The sequence below is a fragment of the Pseudomonas sp. LFS044 genome (genome assembly GCF_047978245.1).
In the GTDB taxonomy this organism is placed as follows: Bacteria; Pseudomonadota; Gammaproteobacteria; order Pseudomonadales; family Pseudomonadaceae; genus Aquipseudomonas.
Genome location: NZ_JBFPFX010000017.1, coordinates 92,023 through 106,902, shown reverse-complemented (window position 1 = coordinate 106,902; position 14,880 = coordinate 92,023). Strand labels below are relative to the sequence as shown.

The following is a 14,880-nucleotide window of genomic DNA, read 5'->3' as shown; positions in this document are numbered from 1 at the left end:
GGATTGCAGGGGCCTCGATGAGGCCCCTGTCATTTCGGCCTTTCCATCATCCCCTTGAGCAAATCCAGCGGCATTGGAAACACGATGGTCGAGCTCTTGTCGCCAGCAATAGACCCCAGCGTCTGCATGTAACGCAACTGCATGGCCCCTGGCTCCTTGCTGAGCATCTGCGCGGCCTGCATCAACTTTTCCGATGCCTGCAATTCGCCCTCGGCGTGAATCACCTTTGCCCGGCGTTCACGTTCGGCCTCGGCCTGGCGGGCAATGGCGCGGACCATCGATTCGTTGAGGTCGACGTGCTTGATCTCGACATTGGCCACCTTGATGCCCCAGGCATCGGTCTGCGCGTCCAGTACCTGGCGGATATCCAGGTTCAGCTGTTCACGCTCGGCCAGCAGTTCGTCCAGCTCATGCTTGCCCAACACCGCACGCAGGGTGGTCTGGGCGAGCTGGCTGGTAGCGACCAGAAAGTCCTCGACCTGGATGATCGCCTTCTGCGGGTCGAGCACGCGAAAGTACAGCACCGCATTGACCTTCACTGACACGTTGTCGCGGGTGATCACATCCTGTGGCGGCACATCCAGCACCACGGTACGCAAATCGACCCTGACCATCTGTTGAATCACCGGGATCAGCAGGATCAACCCAGGCCCCTTCACCTGCCAGAAACGCCCCAGCTGGAACACCACGCCGCGCTCGTACTCTCGCAGGATGCGAAATGCCGACAGCAGCAACACGCCCAGCAGCATGAGCAAGGCGCCGAAACCCAATTGCATGAACATCGTCATTCTCCTTGCGCGGAAGGGGCGGCAGCGCTGACTTCCAGCGTCACACCGTGGCGTGCGGTCACCCGCACGTGCTGGCCGAGCTGCAGCGGCGTGGTGCACTGGACCTGCCATTGTTCGCCCTGGGCCTGTACCGAACCGCGGAACGGGTTGTCTGCCACCACCTGGGTAACGCTGACCAGGCTGCCGACCAGGCCAGCGTCGGGGCTCACCAGTGCGCGCCTGCGGGTCTTCAGCGCCATGCCCAGCACGCCGCCGATCAGCAGTGCCGAGAGCAGCGCCAGGCTGCCAATCAGTGCCAGTGGGATGCCGAAGCCGGGGGCGTCGGTGTCCATCAGGATCACTGCGCCCACCACGAACGCCACGATGCCGCCAAAGCCGACCACGCCAAAACTGGGCAGAAACGCCTCGGCGATCATGAAGACGATACCGAGCAGGATCAGCGCCAAGCCGGCGATGCTCACCGGCAGCAGCTGCAGGGCATACAGCGCCAGCAGCAGGCAGATGCCGCCGACCACGCCGCCGACGCTCGAGCCAGGGTTCATGAACTCGAACAGCAGCCCATAGACGCCGATCATGATCAGGATCAGCGCCACGCTGGGGTTGGTGATCACCGCGAGCAGGCGCGTGCGCCAGTCGGGCAGGTGCTCGACCACATTGGCGTCGCGGGTTTGCAGCAGGCGCGGCTGGTCAGCGGCGATCAGGGTCTTGCCGTGGAGCTGGCGCAGCAGGTCTGGCACATCGTTGGCCACCAGGTCGATCACCTTCTGCTTGAGCGCCTCGCTGGCCGACAGGCTTACGGCCTCGCGCACGGCTTTTTCCGCCCAGTCGGCATTACGCCCGCGCAACTGCGCCAGGCCACGGATATACGCGGCGGCATCGTTGACCTGTTTGCGAGCGAGGGTTGCCTCATCGCTGTTCGCTTCGGCCTTGTCATCCTTGGGCGCGCCCGGTGTGCCGCCAATCTGTACCGGTGTGGCTGCGCCCAGGTTGGTGCCGGGCGCCATGGCTGCGACGTGGCTGGCGTAGAGGATGTAGGTGCCGGCGCTGGCGGCACGTGCGCCGCCAGGGGCAACGTAACTGGCAACCGGCACGGGGCTGGCGAGGATCGCCTTGATGATCTGGCGCATGGCGCTGTCCAGGCCGCCGGGGGTGTCCATACGGATCACCACCAGTTGCGCGCCCTGACCCCGGGCCTGGTCCAGGCCACGCAGCACGTAGTCGGCACTGGCAGGGCCGATGGCACCGTCGACGCTCAGTACCCAGACGGCCCCAGGCGCGGCCTGGCCGCCCGGGGCGAGGCCGAGCATCAGCACCAGCAACCACCAGCGCCAGCAGCGAGCGATCACCTGTCGTCACCTGGTTAGCCTCTATACCCCAAGTTTAGTCATGCCTGCCCGGGCACGGCCTAAAATTGCAGAGGGGGGCTAAACCGGAGGTGCATCATGCGTATGGCCAAGACCCTGCAGCAGCGCCTGGACCAGGCCAACTGCGATTACGACATCATTCCCCACCCGCACTCGGCAACCAGCCTCGAGTCGGCGCGCACCGCCGGGGTACCCGCCGAGCGGGTCGCCAAGTCGGTCATGCTCGACGACCGCCATGGCAACTACATCATGGCGGTACTGCCGGCCAATCGGCACCTGGACATGAGCAAGGTGCGCATGTCCGGCGCCTGGCAGCTTACCCGCGAAAGCGGCCTGCCGAGCCTGTTCGGCGATTGCGAACGTGGCGCCATCCCTGCAATGGGTGACGCTTACCAGATAAAGATGCTGCTCGATTCGAGTCTTACCCGCCAGGGCGATGTCTACCTGGAGGCAGGTGATCACGATCACCTTATCCACATGAGCATGGAGCAGTACCTGAAACTGGTACCGCAAGCCGAAGTACGCGAGCTGTGCTGATGTTCTCAAACCAATGCCGGGCTGGCGTCGTGGACGGCTCGCCCGGTACAGAGGAGGATTCATGGAAGCACCTACCCATCACTTTTCCGACCTGTTCAAGCAATTGGGCCTACCCGATGATCCCCAGAGCATCGACCAGTTCATCACCAGTCATTCCCCGTTGAAAAACGAAATCAAGCTGGTGGATGCGCCGTTCTGGACCGACTCCCAGCGGGCTTTTCTCAAGGAAAGCATCATTGAGGACTCCGATTGGGCGGTGCCCTTCGATCAACTCAACGAAGCATTGCGCCGCCCCCGAAAATAAAGCGCCGAGCGGCACCTGACGACTGATTGGCCGTTGCTATGCTCAGGAAAACAATAAGGGGATAGGCGCCATGAAAGATCCCTACGCACCAGGTTTCTGGTGCTCCGTGACGATCCTGGGCACGCTGACGGCTGGTTACTTCTACGGTATCCGCCATACGCACCAGATGAACCAGGCGGTGCAGTTCCTGTATGCCGCTGCCGCGGTCACCGCGGCAGCGGCATTGCTGGCGCTGACCTGGATTGCCTGGCAGCAACTGCACCTGAACAAGCGCGAAGTGATCCAGGGGCGAACGTTGCTCACCATCTGGAACACCAAGGTTGCGCTGCGCCGGGTCGAGACGGTGTTCGACCGCTATTTCTGGGGCAGCTACTGGCACTCCGGGCGCACCTTCGAGGAGGTGATGGGCGAGCTCAAGGGCACGCCGCTGGAGCAGAGCCTGGATGCGTTGAAACGCCAGTGCCGGGTGCTCGACCGCGAGATTCACGACCATCATCACCACTGGCTGGCCAACGCCCGCGACTTGTCCAGCGTGGCCACGGCCATGGCGCGCGAGCGCTACCAGCTCGACCTGTGCGAACCCTCAAGCAATGGCCATGGCAACACGGCGGTGCTCAATCGAGACCTGGAAGTGCTGGTGTACACCTGGTCGGCGCGCCTGCGCAGCTTCGACCATCAGCTGGATGAGCTGGAGCGCGCCTACCACTGAAGCTGATCATTCGCCGCGGATGTATTGCTCCAGCTGCGCAATCAGGTTGGCCTGTTCGGCGATGGTCTCTTTGACCAGGTCGCCAATCGACAGCAGGCCGAGCAGCTCGCCATTGCTGACCACCGGCAGGTGGCGCAGGTGGCGGTTGGTCATGAGGTTCATGCAGTACTCGAGGTTTTGCTTCGGTTCGACCGTGACCACGGGTGCGCTCATGATTTCCCGCACCGGGGTAGCCGCCGAAGAGCGGCCCTTGAGTACCAGTTTACGGGCGTAGTCTCGTTCGCTGACGATCCCCACCACCTGGTTGTTCTCCACAACAGGCAGCGCACCGACGTTTTTCTCCGCCAGCATTTTCAGGGCGTCGAGCACCGAGTCATCAGGGCCGATGGTGTACACGGTCTGGTGCTGGGACTTGGTCTTGAGGATTTGTTCGACGTTCTTCATACAGGCCTCTGCGGGTGGAGAAAACGGGCTCTTTGTGTAAATAAAGCATCCTGCACGCCAGCCTGCACGGCAATGCAGGAAACGGCATCGAGTCGATTGAAAAACGTCATGGACGATTGTCTCTGCCGGCCTCTTCGCGGCTAGCTTAAAGCTTAGGCATTTGCCCGATCCGGGCGACCATCTCGCTCACCACCTGCAAGTCCAGCATGAACTGCTCCACGGTCTTGAACTCGTTGTCGTTGTGCCCGGTGTACTTCACGTCTGGCATGGCCAGGCCGAACTGCACGCCGTTGGGCAAGTCATGTACCGAGGTGGCGCCGGCGGAGGTGCCGAACTCATGTTTCATGCCCAGGTTCTCGCTGGCCACATCGAGCAGGGCCTTGACCCATTCGCCTTCGGGGTTACGGTACATCGGCTCGTCGAGGCTGTAGTCGAAAGCGACCGAGGTGTGGCTCTGGCGTGTCCATTTACCCAGCTTGTCGGCCAGTTCGTCCTTGATCGTGGCCAGCGGCTTGCCTTTGGGAATGCGCAGGTTGACTGCCAGCTTCAGGCCTTTTTCGTTCACGCCGACAAAGGTCAGCGATGCGGTCAGCGGGCCCATGAACTCATCCTTGAAATCCACCCCGAGTTTCTTGCCCAGGTAATCCAGGCCCCAGTTGTCGGCGGCGTAGCGGGCGGCATCGGTGAAGTGGTTGTGCTTGAGCGGCACCTGCTTGCCCAGGCCGTTGATGAAGCCGAGCATGCGTGCCACCGGGTTGACCCCGGACTCGGGCTCGGACGAATGGGCCGAGACGCCAGTTACGGTGAGCAGCACGTTCTTGCCATCGACCTTGGCCGCGATGCTGAAGTCGCCGCCGTTTGCCTTCACGTATTCGGTACCGGCTTTTTCAAGCTGCTTGGCCAATTGTGCTGGATTGTCGCTGACCAGGGTCGCCACCGAGGTGGTCGGGATCTGGTTGGTCGCCAGGCCGCCGGTGAGGTTGACGATCTCTGCGCCCTTGCCGCTGCCCGGGCGTTTGGCGAAGCTCGCCATGACTGTGCCGTAGCCTTTTTCGGCGATCACCACCGGGTAACCGCCATCGAGCGCCAGGTTGTAGGCGGGCGTGGGGTTGCGTTCGAAGTAGTAGGGAATGGCGTCGCCGCTGGTTTCTTCAGTGGTGTCGATCAGCAGCTTGAACTGCCGGGCCAGCGGCAGGTTTTCGTCTTTTGCCACTTTCAGCGCGTACAGCGCTACGACGATGCCGTTCTTGTCGTCCTCAGTGCCGCGGCCGTACATGCGGTCACCTACCAGCGTGACCTTGAACGGGTCGAGTTGGGTGCCGTCATCCAGCTTCCAGTTGTCCGGGTTGACCGGCACGACGTCGGCGTGAGCATGGATGCCGACCACTTCCTGGCCGGCACCTAGCGAGACCTCGTAGACGCGGTTGTCGACGTTGCGGAAAGCCAGGCCAAAGCCCTCGGCCAGCGCTTTGATCTTGTCGGCGATCTTCAGGAACTCGGGGTTCTCGTGCTGGGGTACGCCGTCGACGCTGAAGGTGGGAATCGCCACCAGTTCGCGTAGGGTTTGCGTGGCAGCCTTGCCATATTTGATTCGGGTGTACAGGCCGAGCAGGCGGTTGATTTCGTTCTGCTGCTCGGCGTCGAGCGCTGTGCCAGCCAGGTAAGCGTCGAGGGTCGCGCCAAGGTTGTCGGCCTTGGCCTGTTCGCTACCTTTGAGCTTGCCGAGGAACTGCTTGAAGTCGCTGGGCTCGCTGCCGTCGAAGGCTTTGACGATGGCGGCGGACTGCTGTTGGGTGAGGTTGGCCTGGGCCGGTGCGGTGTAGATCCCCAGGCTGGCCAGCATTAGGGAGGCGGCGCATAACTTTTTCAGGTGCATTTCTGATCGCATTCCATGCAGGTTGTTGAAGGGTGCCCGTTTACGCAAACGGGAAGGCCTTCACGCTAACACCAACGGTATGCTTTCCGGGAGAGGGGCGATCGTGACGACATGCACAACTCAACAGTGCGGTAAGTGCACTCCGATGGGCCTGCTTTACGACAGGCTCTCCCAGAATGGGTCCAGCTTCCAATCTTCAGGGAAGCCCATCGCTTCATGGTTGATGCCGGGGAATTCGGACAACAACGCCTGAAGTCGTATGCCCCAACAGGTATCAGGGCTGACTTTGGCCATCAAGAGGTTGAGAATGCAAAGCACGGTGAACACTCGGGAATGCTGACCAGGCTTCTGCAAATGTTCAGGCCAGGGAAAACTTGCCTTGCGTGGCAGTTCTGGTCGTATGCCAAGCTCGCGGTTCCACAAACGGGCATGATGTGCACAGATATTACGGATTGTGGTCAGGGTATGCAGCCAAGACTGCAACAAGGGGCCGGGAAGGCCCAGCCGACGCGCAATTGCCTTGCGATCGGTGTCTTTAGCCAACCCCTTGAACAGATGCGAGAGGTCCCCGAGCGTAATTTCCTCCATGGCTGCCCAGGCCGGCATCAACTCAGGGTTGTCGTAGCTCAGTGCGTAGTGACGCGCATAGCTTTCCTTGGCACGCAGTTTTTTCAACTGAGCCTTGCGCGAGTCTGAGGCATGAGAGCGCTCGATGCGTTGGCACTCACGAGCGTGATCCTGACGTGCTTTGGTTTGTTTGCCGCGAATGGTGTCGAGCAGGTTGTGATGACGGTAGTCATGCTGGAAAAGCGCCTCCTGCAAGTGCCAATGTGACCCGTGCGCGGGCCCCATGTGATTGCTGACTGCCGCCCGTGTGGCGACCTCTATGCGTTCGATTGCATCGATGGTGAGCAAGCGCAAGCGCCGGTCAAACTCATACAGATGAGTGAGTGCCCGCAGCCGTGTACCTGGCTTGAAACGATGCTCAGCGTCATCAGGTAATTGAAAGGGACGCATGTAGGGCGTGAGGCGAAAGAAACTCACTGCTTCGAGAAAACAGCGCGCTTTGCTTTCATCCTGGATAGTCAGACCGCGATGCAGCAGCAGGTCCAATTGTGCGGGAACATCGATCGCAGGTTTGCAGAATGGCTTCATGCTTGACCCGTTCGGGCAAAAAAAACCCGCTCAATTTGTGCATAGCTGCCGAGGCAGCCATAGGCATGGCGGGTGTGTTGCGCGAGAGAATAGGTAGCACGAGCCAGCTTGGCAAGGTTTTTACCGTCAGCTCCACCCTCGAATATGTAACAAGTCAAATGCGCGCAGAGACGAAAAAGCCCCGGGCATAGGCCCAGGGCTTTTTGAAGATGGCGCACTCGGCGGGATTCGAACCCACGACCCCTGCCTTCGGAGGGCAGTACTCTATCCAGCTGAGCTACGAGTGCAACGCGCACGCATGATACCCATCTCGATCGGCGACGTCCATCGCCTTGATCTGTGGCTGTTTTTCCCCCGGTGCAAGCACCGCCAAAACATCTATCCATATGCAATAACAGTATTTCCCCGCCCATTCTTATGCCGGCTATCCTCTGGTTACAACTTGTTATAACAAGTCACTCATCAGTGAAGAGAACCATGGCCGAACTGCTCCCCCTGTCCCCGGTACCGCTCTATACCCAGCTCAAGGAGCTGCTGCGCGAGCGCATTCTCGACGGCACCTACGCGCCGCACAGCCGCATGCCCTCGGAGAGCGAGCTGGGCAAGGCGTTCGATGTCAGCCGCATCACCGTGCGCCAGGCGCTGGGCGACCTGCAGAAAGAGGGGCTGATCTTCAAGATCCATGGCAAAGGTACCTTCGTTGCCAAACCCAAGGCGTTCCAGAACGTCAGCACCCTGCAGGGCCTGGCCGAGTCGATGACGCAGATGGGCTATGAAGTGTTGAACCGCCTGCGCAGCTTGCGCCATGTGCCGGCCAACGCGCTGGTGGCCACGCGGCTGCAGGTTCAGGAGGGTAGCCTGGTCACCGAGATCCGCCGGGTCCGCCTGATCAACCGCGAGCCGGTGTCGCTGGAGATCACCTGGCTGCCCAAGGCCGTCGGCGAGAAGCTGGAAAAGGCCGACCTGGTTACCCGCGACATCTTCCTGCTGCTGGAAAACGACTGCGGCATCGCGCTCGGCCACGCCGACCTGGCCATCGATGCGGTGCTGGCCGACAGCGACCTGACGCAGGCGCTGGAGGTGGAAGAGGGCTCGCCGATCATGCGCATCGAGCGCCTTACCCATGCTGCCGACGGCACGCCGCTGGACTTCGAACACCTCTATTACCGCGGCGATGCGTTCCAGTACCGCCTGCGCATCGACCGCCAGAAGGGGGGCAAGGCATGATCATCGAGACCCAGGACTACGACATCATCATCATTGGTGGCGGCACCGCCGGCCCAATGGCGGCGATCAAGGCCAAGGAGCAGGACAAAAGCTTGCGCGTCCTGCTGCTGGACAAGGCCAACGTCAAGCGCAGCGGTGCCATCAGCATGGGCATGGACGGCCTGAACAACGCGATCATCCCTGGCCACGCCACGCCCGAGCAGTACACCAAGGAAATTACCGTGGCCAATGACGGCATCGTCAACCAGGCCGCCGTGCACGCCTATGCCACCCACAGTTTCGAAACCATCGAGCAGCTCGACCGCTGGGGTGTGAAGTTCGAGAAGGACGAAACCGGTGACTACGCGGTGAAGAAGGTCCACCACATGGGTGCCTACGTGCTGCCCATGCCCGAAGGCCATGACATCAAGAAGGTGCTCTACCGCCAGCTCAAGCGCGCCCGGGTAGAGATCAGCAACCGCATGGTGTGCACCCGTGTGCTGCTCGATGGCGAAGGCGCCGCCGCAGGTGTACTCGGTTTCGATTGCCGCAGCGGCGAGTTCCGAGTGGTGCGCGCCAAGGCGGTGATCCTCGCCTGTGGCGCAGCAGGGCGCCTGGGCCTGCCGTCGTCGGGTTACCTGATGGGCACCTACGAAAACCCTACCAACGCCGGCGACGGCTATGCCATGGCCTACCACGCGGGGGCAGAACTGGCCAACCTCGAGTGCTTCCAGATCAACCCGCTGATCAAGGACTACAACGGCCCGGCCTGTGCCTATGTGACCGGCCCGCTGGGCGGGTATACCGCCAACAGCAAGGGCGAGCGCTTCATCGAGTGCGACTACTGGAGCGGGCAGATGATGTGGGAGTTCCATCAGGAGCTCGAAGGTGGCAATGGCCCGGTGTTTCTCAAGCTCGATCACCTGGCCGAGGAAACCATCCAGAACATCGAGGAGATCCTGCACAGCAACGAACGCCCCAGCCGCGGCCAGTTTCATGCCGGGCGCGGCACCGATTACCGCCAGCACATGGTCGAGATGCACATCTCCGAAATCGGCTTCTGCTCCGGGCATTCGGCTTCGGGGGTGTGGGTCAACGAGAAGGCCGAGACCAGCGTCAAAGGCCTGTACGCCGCAGGCGACATGGCAGCGGTGCCGCACAACTACATGCTCGGCGCGTTCACCTATGGCTGGTTTGCCGGGGTGAACGCCGCGCACTACGTGGCTGGGCGCGAACTGGCCGAGGTGGATGTTGCCCAGGTCGAGCGCGAGCGTGAACGCGTGTTCGCGCCGTTGCACCGCGAGCACGGCCTGCCGCCGGCGCAGGTCGAGTACAAGCTGCGGCGCATGGTCAACGACTACCTGCAGCCGCCAAAGGTGACCAAGAAGATGGAGATTGGCCTGGTGCGCTTTGCCGAGATCGAGCGCGACCTCGAGCAGATGAAGGCCAACAACCCCCACGAACTGATGCGCGCGATGGAAGTGTCGGTGATCCGCGACTGTGCCGAAATGGCCGCCCGCGCTTCGCTGTTCCGCGAAGAAAGCCGCTGGGGCCTGTACCACCACCGGGTTGATTTCCCCGAGCGTAATGACGGTGAGTGGTTCTGCCATTGCCACCTGAAGAAGGGCGACGACGGCGAGATGACCAGCTTCAAGAAAGCCGTCGAGCCCTACTTGATAGCTTTGGATGCCGATGAGCAGACCGCCTATGACCGGCTACGGGTCAAGGCCGATGCCGCATGAACAACGCAGCTCCCACAGGGGAATGTGGAAACCTCTAGATAAAGGGTGCCTATAAAGGCCCCAAGGAAACCGTGACATGGCCTACCAGCCGCAAGAGATCTTCTTCCGCAGCAGCGCCCCAGTGACCATCGACGAAGACAAGTGCATCGCCGAAAAAGGCTGCACCGTGTGCGTCGAGGTCTGCCCCATGGACCTGCTGGCCATCAACCCGGCCACGCAGAAGGCTTACATGGCCTTCGACGAGTGCTGGTACTGCATGCCCTGCGAGAAGGATTGCCCGACCGGTGCGGTGAAAGTCGACATCCCGTACCTGCTGCGCTGACCCCCAGGCCATCCGGCGAACCACCGGACGCCCTCCTGCACTGCCCCTCGTTTCCCACCACCCAAGCCTGGTGGCGGAGACGATTCCAATACCTGAAACGATTCGAGGGGAACACCCATGCGCCTTGTAGCAACCGTGGCCGGCCTCGCGCTGGCGCTCGCTGGCTTGAACGCCAGCGCCGAGACCATTCGGGTCGCCATCGGCACCCAGGACACCACCATCAACTGCGCCACCGGCGGCCTGCTGATTCGTGAACTGGGCCTGCTGGAGAAATACCTGCCGCATGACGGCAAGTACAAAGATGCGCAGTACCAGATCGAATGGAAGAACTTCACCAGTGGCGCGCCGCTGACCAACGAGATGGTTGCCGGCAAGCTGGACTTCGGCGCCATGGCCGACTTCCCCGGCTCGTTCAATGGCGTTGCCCACCTGGACGCCGGCAAGCGCAGCCTGTTCATCAGTGTGCTGTCGGGCAGCGTGCAGGGCAGCGGCAACGGCATCGTCGTGCCGGCGGCCTCTGCCGTGCAATCGCTGAGCGAGCTCAAGGGCAAGACCATTTCCGTGCCGTTCGCCTCCACCGCTCACGGCATGCTGCTGCGCGCCGTCGCCGCGCAGGGCTGGGACCCGCAGAAAGACGTGCGGATCATCGCCCAGGCCCCGGAAATTGCAGGGTCGGCCCTGCGCAGCAACCGCATCGAAGCGCACGCCGACTTCGTGCCGTTCGCCGAGCTGTTCCCCAACCGAGGCTTCGCCCGCAAGATCTACGATGGCGCCCAGGCCAACGCGCCGACCTTCCATGGCGCCCTGGTCGATGCCGGCTACGCCAAGCAGTACCCCGAAGTGGTCACCGCCTACCTGCGCGCCAGCCTGGAGGCAGACCGCCTGATTGCCGCCGAACCCGAGAAGTACAGCGAGCTGATCGAGAAGGTCACCGGCATCGAAGCCGAGGTCAATTACCTGTTCCACGGCCCACTCGGCCTGCAGACCCGCGACCTGACCTGGAAGCCTGAATACCGCAAGGCGGTCGCGACCTCCATCGACACCCTCAAGCTGCTGAAAAAGACCGACCGCGGGCTCGACACCCAGCAGTTCATCGACGACCAGTACATCCGCGCCGCCTTCAAGCAGGCGGGTGTGGACTACGACAAGGCCCTTGGCAACTACGCGCCGCTGCCGCTCAAGGCGGTTGATGCGCTGACCGGCAAACCGATCACCGATTTCAGCCGGCTGGCGCAGATATGGGTACGCGGTGAAGACAAGGTGCGCCACTACGCATCCCCGGAGGCCGCCCTCGGTGCCCTGGCCCAGCTGGAACAAGAGGGCAAGGACATACGCGCCATCTACGCCCAGGCTGCCGACAGCGGCATCAAGTTGCTGGCCAACCAGGCCTGGTTCGTGCGCAAAGGCAATGGCGAGCTGGCCGCCTTCCTGCTCAAGGACCAGGCCGAACAGTACGCCAAGGCCCACGGCGGTGAGGCGCTGGACTTCGTCAGCGCCAACCAGAAGCTGGTCGCCCAGCGCTGACCCGGAGGCATCGTCATGACCCGCGACCTCAAGCGTTGGCCCGTGCGCCTTGCATCCTTGCTGGCCTGCCTGCTGTTCTGGCAGGTGGCAGCCAATGCCAGGCTCGATTTCGGGCTGTTCACCTTCACCTATGTACCCACGCCCAGCGCGGTGTTGGATGCAGCCTGGCAACTGCTTACCGGCAATGCCCTGCTGGCGCACCTGGGCAGCAGCCTGGCGCGGGTGTTTCTCGGCTATGGCGTCGCGGCACTCCTGGGCGTGGTCCTTGGGCTGCTGATCGGCCGCTCCAGATGGGCCGAGGACACGCTGCTGCCGCCGCTGGAAGTGCTGCGGCCGATCCCGGCAGTGGCCTGGATCCCGCTGGCCATCCTGATGTTCCCGTCGTCCGAGCTGTCGATGGTGTTCATCACCTTCACCGGTGCGCTGTTCCCGATCCTGCTAAACACCGTGCATGGCGTCGAGGCCGTCGACCCGCGCCTGGTCGCCTCGGCGCGCAGCCTGGGGGCAGGGCGTTGGGCGATCCTGCGTGAGGTGGTGTTGCCGGGTGCACTGCCGAGCATCGTCACCGGCCTTGCCATCGGCATGGGCACCTCATGGTTCTGCCTGGTCACCGCCGAGATGATCTCCGGGCAGTTCGGCATCGGCTATTACACCTGGGAGTCGTACACCTTGCAGAACTACCCCGACATCATCGTCGGCATGTTGCTGATCGGCGTGCTGGGCATGGGCAGCAGTGCCCTGGTCAAGCACCTCGGCGCATTGGCAACGCCCTGGTATCGCACGCGGAGGGCTGCCTGATGAGCAGTTATCAACAGGCGCCAGAGCCCGGGCGTATCGAAGGCCGGGGCTTGTCGATCCGCCTGGGGCAGGGCGTCGATGCCTTCGAAGCAGTACAGCGCCTGGACTTTACCGTCGCCCCTGGCGAGTTCGTGTGCATCCTGGGGCCGTCCGGCTGCGGCAAGTCGACCTTGCTCGGCGCATTGGCCGGGCACTTGGTACCCAGCACTGGCCACCTGACCGTAGACGACCAGGTGATAGACGGGCCTTCGCCGCAGCGCGGCATGGTGTTCCAGCATCACACGCTGCTGCCCTGGCGCAGCGTGCTCGATAACGTCGCCTTCGGCCTGAAGATGCAAGGGCTGGGCAAGGCCGATCGGCAGCGCCAAGCCCATGAAATGCTGCAGTTGGTCGGCTTGGCCGACTTCGCCTCGCGCTGGCCGAGCCAGCTGTCCGGCGGCATGCAGCAGCGTGCAGAGATCGCCCGGGTGTTGATCAATCGCCCCCGCCTGTTGCTCATGGACGAACCTTTCGGCGCCCTCGATGCGCAAACCCGCGCGCGGATGCAGGAGCTGCTGCTGGATATCTGGGCGCGCATCCGCACCACCGTGGTGTTTGTCACCCACGACATCGACGAAGCCTTGTTTCTGGCCGACCGCATCCTGGTGATGAGCACGCGCCCGGGTCGCTTCATCGAAGACTTGCGCCTGGACTTCCCACGGCCGCGCCGCGCCAGTTTGCTGACCAGCCCGGCATTCACCCACCTCAAGCGTCACTGCCTGGCATTGCTACGCCACGAAGACGGCCGCGAACTGCCGCGCCTGACGCCGCTAGGCCTGCCGGACACTGACCACCCACCGCTACGGATCGCGCTATGACCGAACGACACACTGACAACCCCGACATCCTTGCCCTGCTGCCTCGCCTTGAAGCCGACGATGCCGGCGTGCGGCGCATCGCCCTGATCGAACTGGCCGACCTGGAAGACCCGCAGGGCTTGCCTTGGTTGACCGATGCGCTGCTGGTCGACGCGGCCGACGAAGTTCGTACAGAAGCCGCGCGGCTGCTGGAAGCCTGGGAACAACCCGAGGTGGTGCAGGCCCTTTGCGCCGCCCTGGCCGATGCCGCCGAGCCGGTACGCCTGGCCGCCGCGCAGAGCCTCAGCGAGCTCAAGAGCCTGGAAGCCGGCCAGTTGATTCTGCCGTGGGTGAAGCACGCCGATGCCTTCGTGCGCGCCAGTGCCCTGCGGGCCTTGCGCGAGTTGCGCCTGGAAGATGCGGCCGCACCGGCGTTGCTTGCGCTGGCGGATGATGATGCGGCTGTGCGACGTGAGGCAGTGGGCATTCTTGGCTGGCTCAAGCACCAGCCCGCGTTGCCGGCGCTGGCAAGGCTCGCCGAGGCTGAGCCGGACACCGAAGTGCGTCGCGCGGCCATTGGCGCGCTGGGCCTTGCCCGTGACAGCGCGGTGCTGCCGGCGCTGGTGGCAGCGTTGAACGATGCGGCCTGGCAAGTACGCGAAGAAGCCGCCACCACCCTGGGCAAAGTGGGCCAGGAGCAGGCGGGCCCGGCGCTGGTGGATGCGCTTGGCGATGGCTTCTGGCAGGTACGTTTGCGGGCGGCTCGTTCGCTGGGCCGACTGCGTTATGCCGCAGCTCTGGATGCACTTGGCGAGCTGCTCGGCCATGGCATCGCCAACTTGCGCAAGGAAGCCGCCCTCGCCTTGGGTGAGCTGGGCCAGGCGCGTGCCTTGCCGGTGCTGCAGGCCGCCGAAGCCGATAGCGACCCCGAGGTGCGCAAGGCCGTGCGTATTGCCCTGGCACAACTGCGCGGGGCAGCGTGATGAACGCCCCGGCGGCAATCCGCAACCTGCGTGGGCCCGGGCAGCTGGTGCTGCAGTGGGAGGATGGCGAGCACAGCATCAGCCATGCCCGCCTGCGTGGTGCCTGCCCCTGTTCGCAATGCCGCGCGGCGCGCTTGTCGGGCGGCATCAGTGTGGTGCGCGATGACGTGCGCATCGAGCGGGTCGAGCCGCAAGGTTATGGCGTGCAACTGGTGTTCAGCGATGGGCATGAGCGGGGTATTTATCCATGGCCGTACCTGCGCGAGCTTGGGTGAATCCACTGGCCCCATCG

General features: G+C 63.0%; 16 protein-coding genes and 1 tRNA gene. 11 read left to right on the top strand and 6 right to left on the bottom strand.

The genetic code is table 11. The features are described 5' to 3' along the window. Nucleotides 1-29: 29 nt before the first annotated feature. Nucleotides 30-782, bottom strand: a complete 753-nt coding sequence (locus ACNQPL_RS16165; protein ID WP_346612576.1) for a slipin family protein — start codon at nt 780-782, stop codon at nt 30-32. Nucleotides 783-784: 2 nt separating this feature from the next. Further along, nucleotides 785-2,134 (bottom strand): NfeD family protein, encoded by a 1,350-nt coding sequence (locus tag ACNQPL_RS16160; RefSeq protein WP_416467238.1) that lies wholly within the window; start codon nt 2,132-2,134, stop codon nt 785-787. Nucleotides 2,135-2,230: 96 nt separating this feature from the next. On the opposite strand from ACNQPL_RS16160, the gene ACNQPL_RS16155 reads away from it, so the two are divergent. The 3 genes from ACNQPL_RS16155 to ACNQPL_RS16145 all read left to right on the top strand — a co-directional run bounded on the left by ACNQPL_RS16155 (nt 2,231) and on the right by ACNQPL_RS16145 (nt 3,702). Next, a complete protein-coding gene (locus tag ACNQPL_RS16155) occupies nt 2,231-2,689 on the top strand; it encodes an aminoacyl-tRNA deacylase (protein WP_039601719.1) in 459 nt (152 codons plus the stop codon). A gap of 61 nt (nt 2,690-2,750) precedes the next feature. Beyond that, on the top strand, nt 2,751-2,993 hold the full coding sequence (locus ACNQPL_RS16150; RefSeq protein WP_346612574.1) for a DUF2789 domain-containing protein: 243 nt from the start codon (nt 2,751-2,753) through the stop codon (nt 2,991-2,993). A gap of 70 nt (nt 2,994-3,063) precedes the next feature. After that, entirely contained in the window at nt 3,064-3,702 is a 639-nt protein-coding gene (locus ACNQPL_RS16145; RefSeq protein WP_346612573.1) for an NADH:ubiquinone oxidoreductase subunit N, read from the top strand. Between the two features lie 6 nt (nt 3,703-3,708). Here the strand turns inward: ACNQPL_RS16145 and ACNQPL_RS16140 are convergent, their stop codons facing one another. The 4 genes from ACNQPL_RS16140 to ACNQPL_RS16125 form a co-directional block, all read right to left on the bottom strand. After that, the gene (locus tag ACNQPL_RS16140) at nt 3,709-4,146 is read right to left on the bottom strand and encodes a CBS domain-containing protein (protein ID WP_346612572.1); all 438 of its coding nucleotides are present in this window, start codon (nt 4,144-4,146) and stop codon (nt 3,709-3,711) included. Between the two features lie 145 nt (nt 4,147-4,291). Continuing rightward, nucleotides 4,292-6,022: a dipeptidase gene (locus ACNQPL_RS16135; RefSeq protein WP_346612571.1), complete on the bottom strand. Its 1,731-nt coding sequence runs from the start codon at nt 6,020-6,022 to the stop codon at nt 4,292-4,294. A gap of 156 nt (nt 6,023-6,178) precedes the next feature. Next, nucleotides 6,179-7,177 (bottom strand): Abi family protein, encoded by a 999-nt coding sequence (locus ACNQPL_RS16130; RefSeq protein ID WP_346612570.1) that lies wholly within the window; start codon nt 7,175-7,177, stop codon nt 6,179-6,181. Nucleotides 7,178-7,387: 210 nt separating this feature from the next. Then, a tRNA-Arg gene (locus ACNQPL_RS16125) sits at nt 7,388-7,464 on the bottom strand. Nucleotides 7,465-7,654: 190 nt separating this feature from the next. On the opposite strand from ACNQPL_RS16125, the gene ACNQPL_RS16120 reads away from it, so the two are divergent. The 8 genes from ACNQPL_RS16120 (at nt 7,655) to ACNQPL_RS16085 (ending at nt 14,863) form a co-directional block, all read left to right on the top strand. Beyond that, on the top strand, nt 7,655-8,404 hold the full coding sequence (locus tag ACNQPL_RS16120; RefSeq protein ID WP_346612569.1) for a GntR family transcriptional regulator: 750 nt from the start codon (nt 7,655-7,657) through the stop codon (nt 8,402-8,404). Continuing rightward, entirely contained in the window at nt 8,401-10,125 is a 1,725-nt protein-coding gene (locus ACNQPL_RS16115; RefSeq protein ID WP_346612568.1) for a fumarate reductase/succinate dehydrogenase flavoprotein subunit, read from the top strand. The genes ACNQPL_RS16120 and ACNQPL_RS16115 overlap by 4 nt, the downstream gene beginning before the upstream one ends. Before the next feature lie 76 nt (nt 10,126-10,201). Next, entirely contained in the window at nt 10,202-10,447 is a 246-nt protein-coding gene (locus tag ACNQPL_RS16110) for a 4Fe-4S dicluster domain-containing protein (RefSeq protein WP_008096634.1), read from the top strand. A 117-nt stretch (nt 10,448-10,564) separates the two neighbouring features. Continuing rightward, on the top strand, nt 10,565-11,971 hold the full coding sequence (locus ACNQPL_RS16105) for an ABC transporter substrate-binding protein (protein ID WP_346612567.1): 1,407 nt from the start codon (nt 10,565-10,567) through the stop codon (nt 11,969-11,971). 15 nt (nt 11,972-11,986) lie between these two features. After that, nucleotides 11,987-12,769: an ABC transporter permease gene (locus ACNQPL_RS16100; protein WP_346612566.1), complete on the top strand. Its 783-nt coding sequence runs from the start codon at nt 11,987-11,989 to the stop codon at nt 12,767-12,769. Further along, nucleotides 12,769-13,626 carry an ABC transporter ATP-binding protein gene (locus ACNQPL_RS16095; RefSeq protein ID WP_346612565.1) on the top strand — a complete coding sequence of 286 codons (858 nt, stop codon included), beginning with the start codon at nt 12,769-12,771 and terminating at the stop codon, nt 13,624-13,626. The genes ACNQPL_RS16100 and ACNQPL_RS16095 overlap by 1 nt, the downstream gene beginning before the upstream one ends. Next, on the top strand, nt 13,623-14,588 hold the full coding sequence (locus ACNQPL_RS16090; RefSeq protein WP_346612564.1) for a HEAT repeat domain-containing protein: 966 nt from the start codon (nt 13,623-13,625) through the stop codon (nt 14,586-14,588). Before ACNQPL_RS16095 ends, ACNQPL_RS16090 begins: the two co-directional genes overlap by 4 nt. Beyond that, the gene (locus ACNQPL_RS16085) at nt 14,588-14,863 is read left to right on the top strand and encodes a DUF971 domain-containing protein (protein ID WP_387523512.1); all 276 of its coding nucleotides are present in this window, start codon (nt 14,588-14,590) and stop codon (nt 14,861-14,863) included. Before ACNQPL_RS16090 ends, ACNQPL_RS16085 begins: the two co-directional genes overlap by 1 nt. Nucleotides 14,864-14,880: the final 17 nt, after the last annotated feature.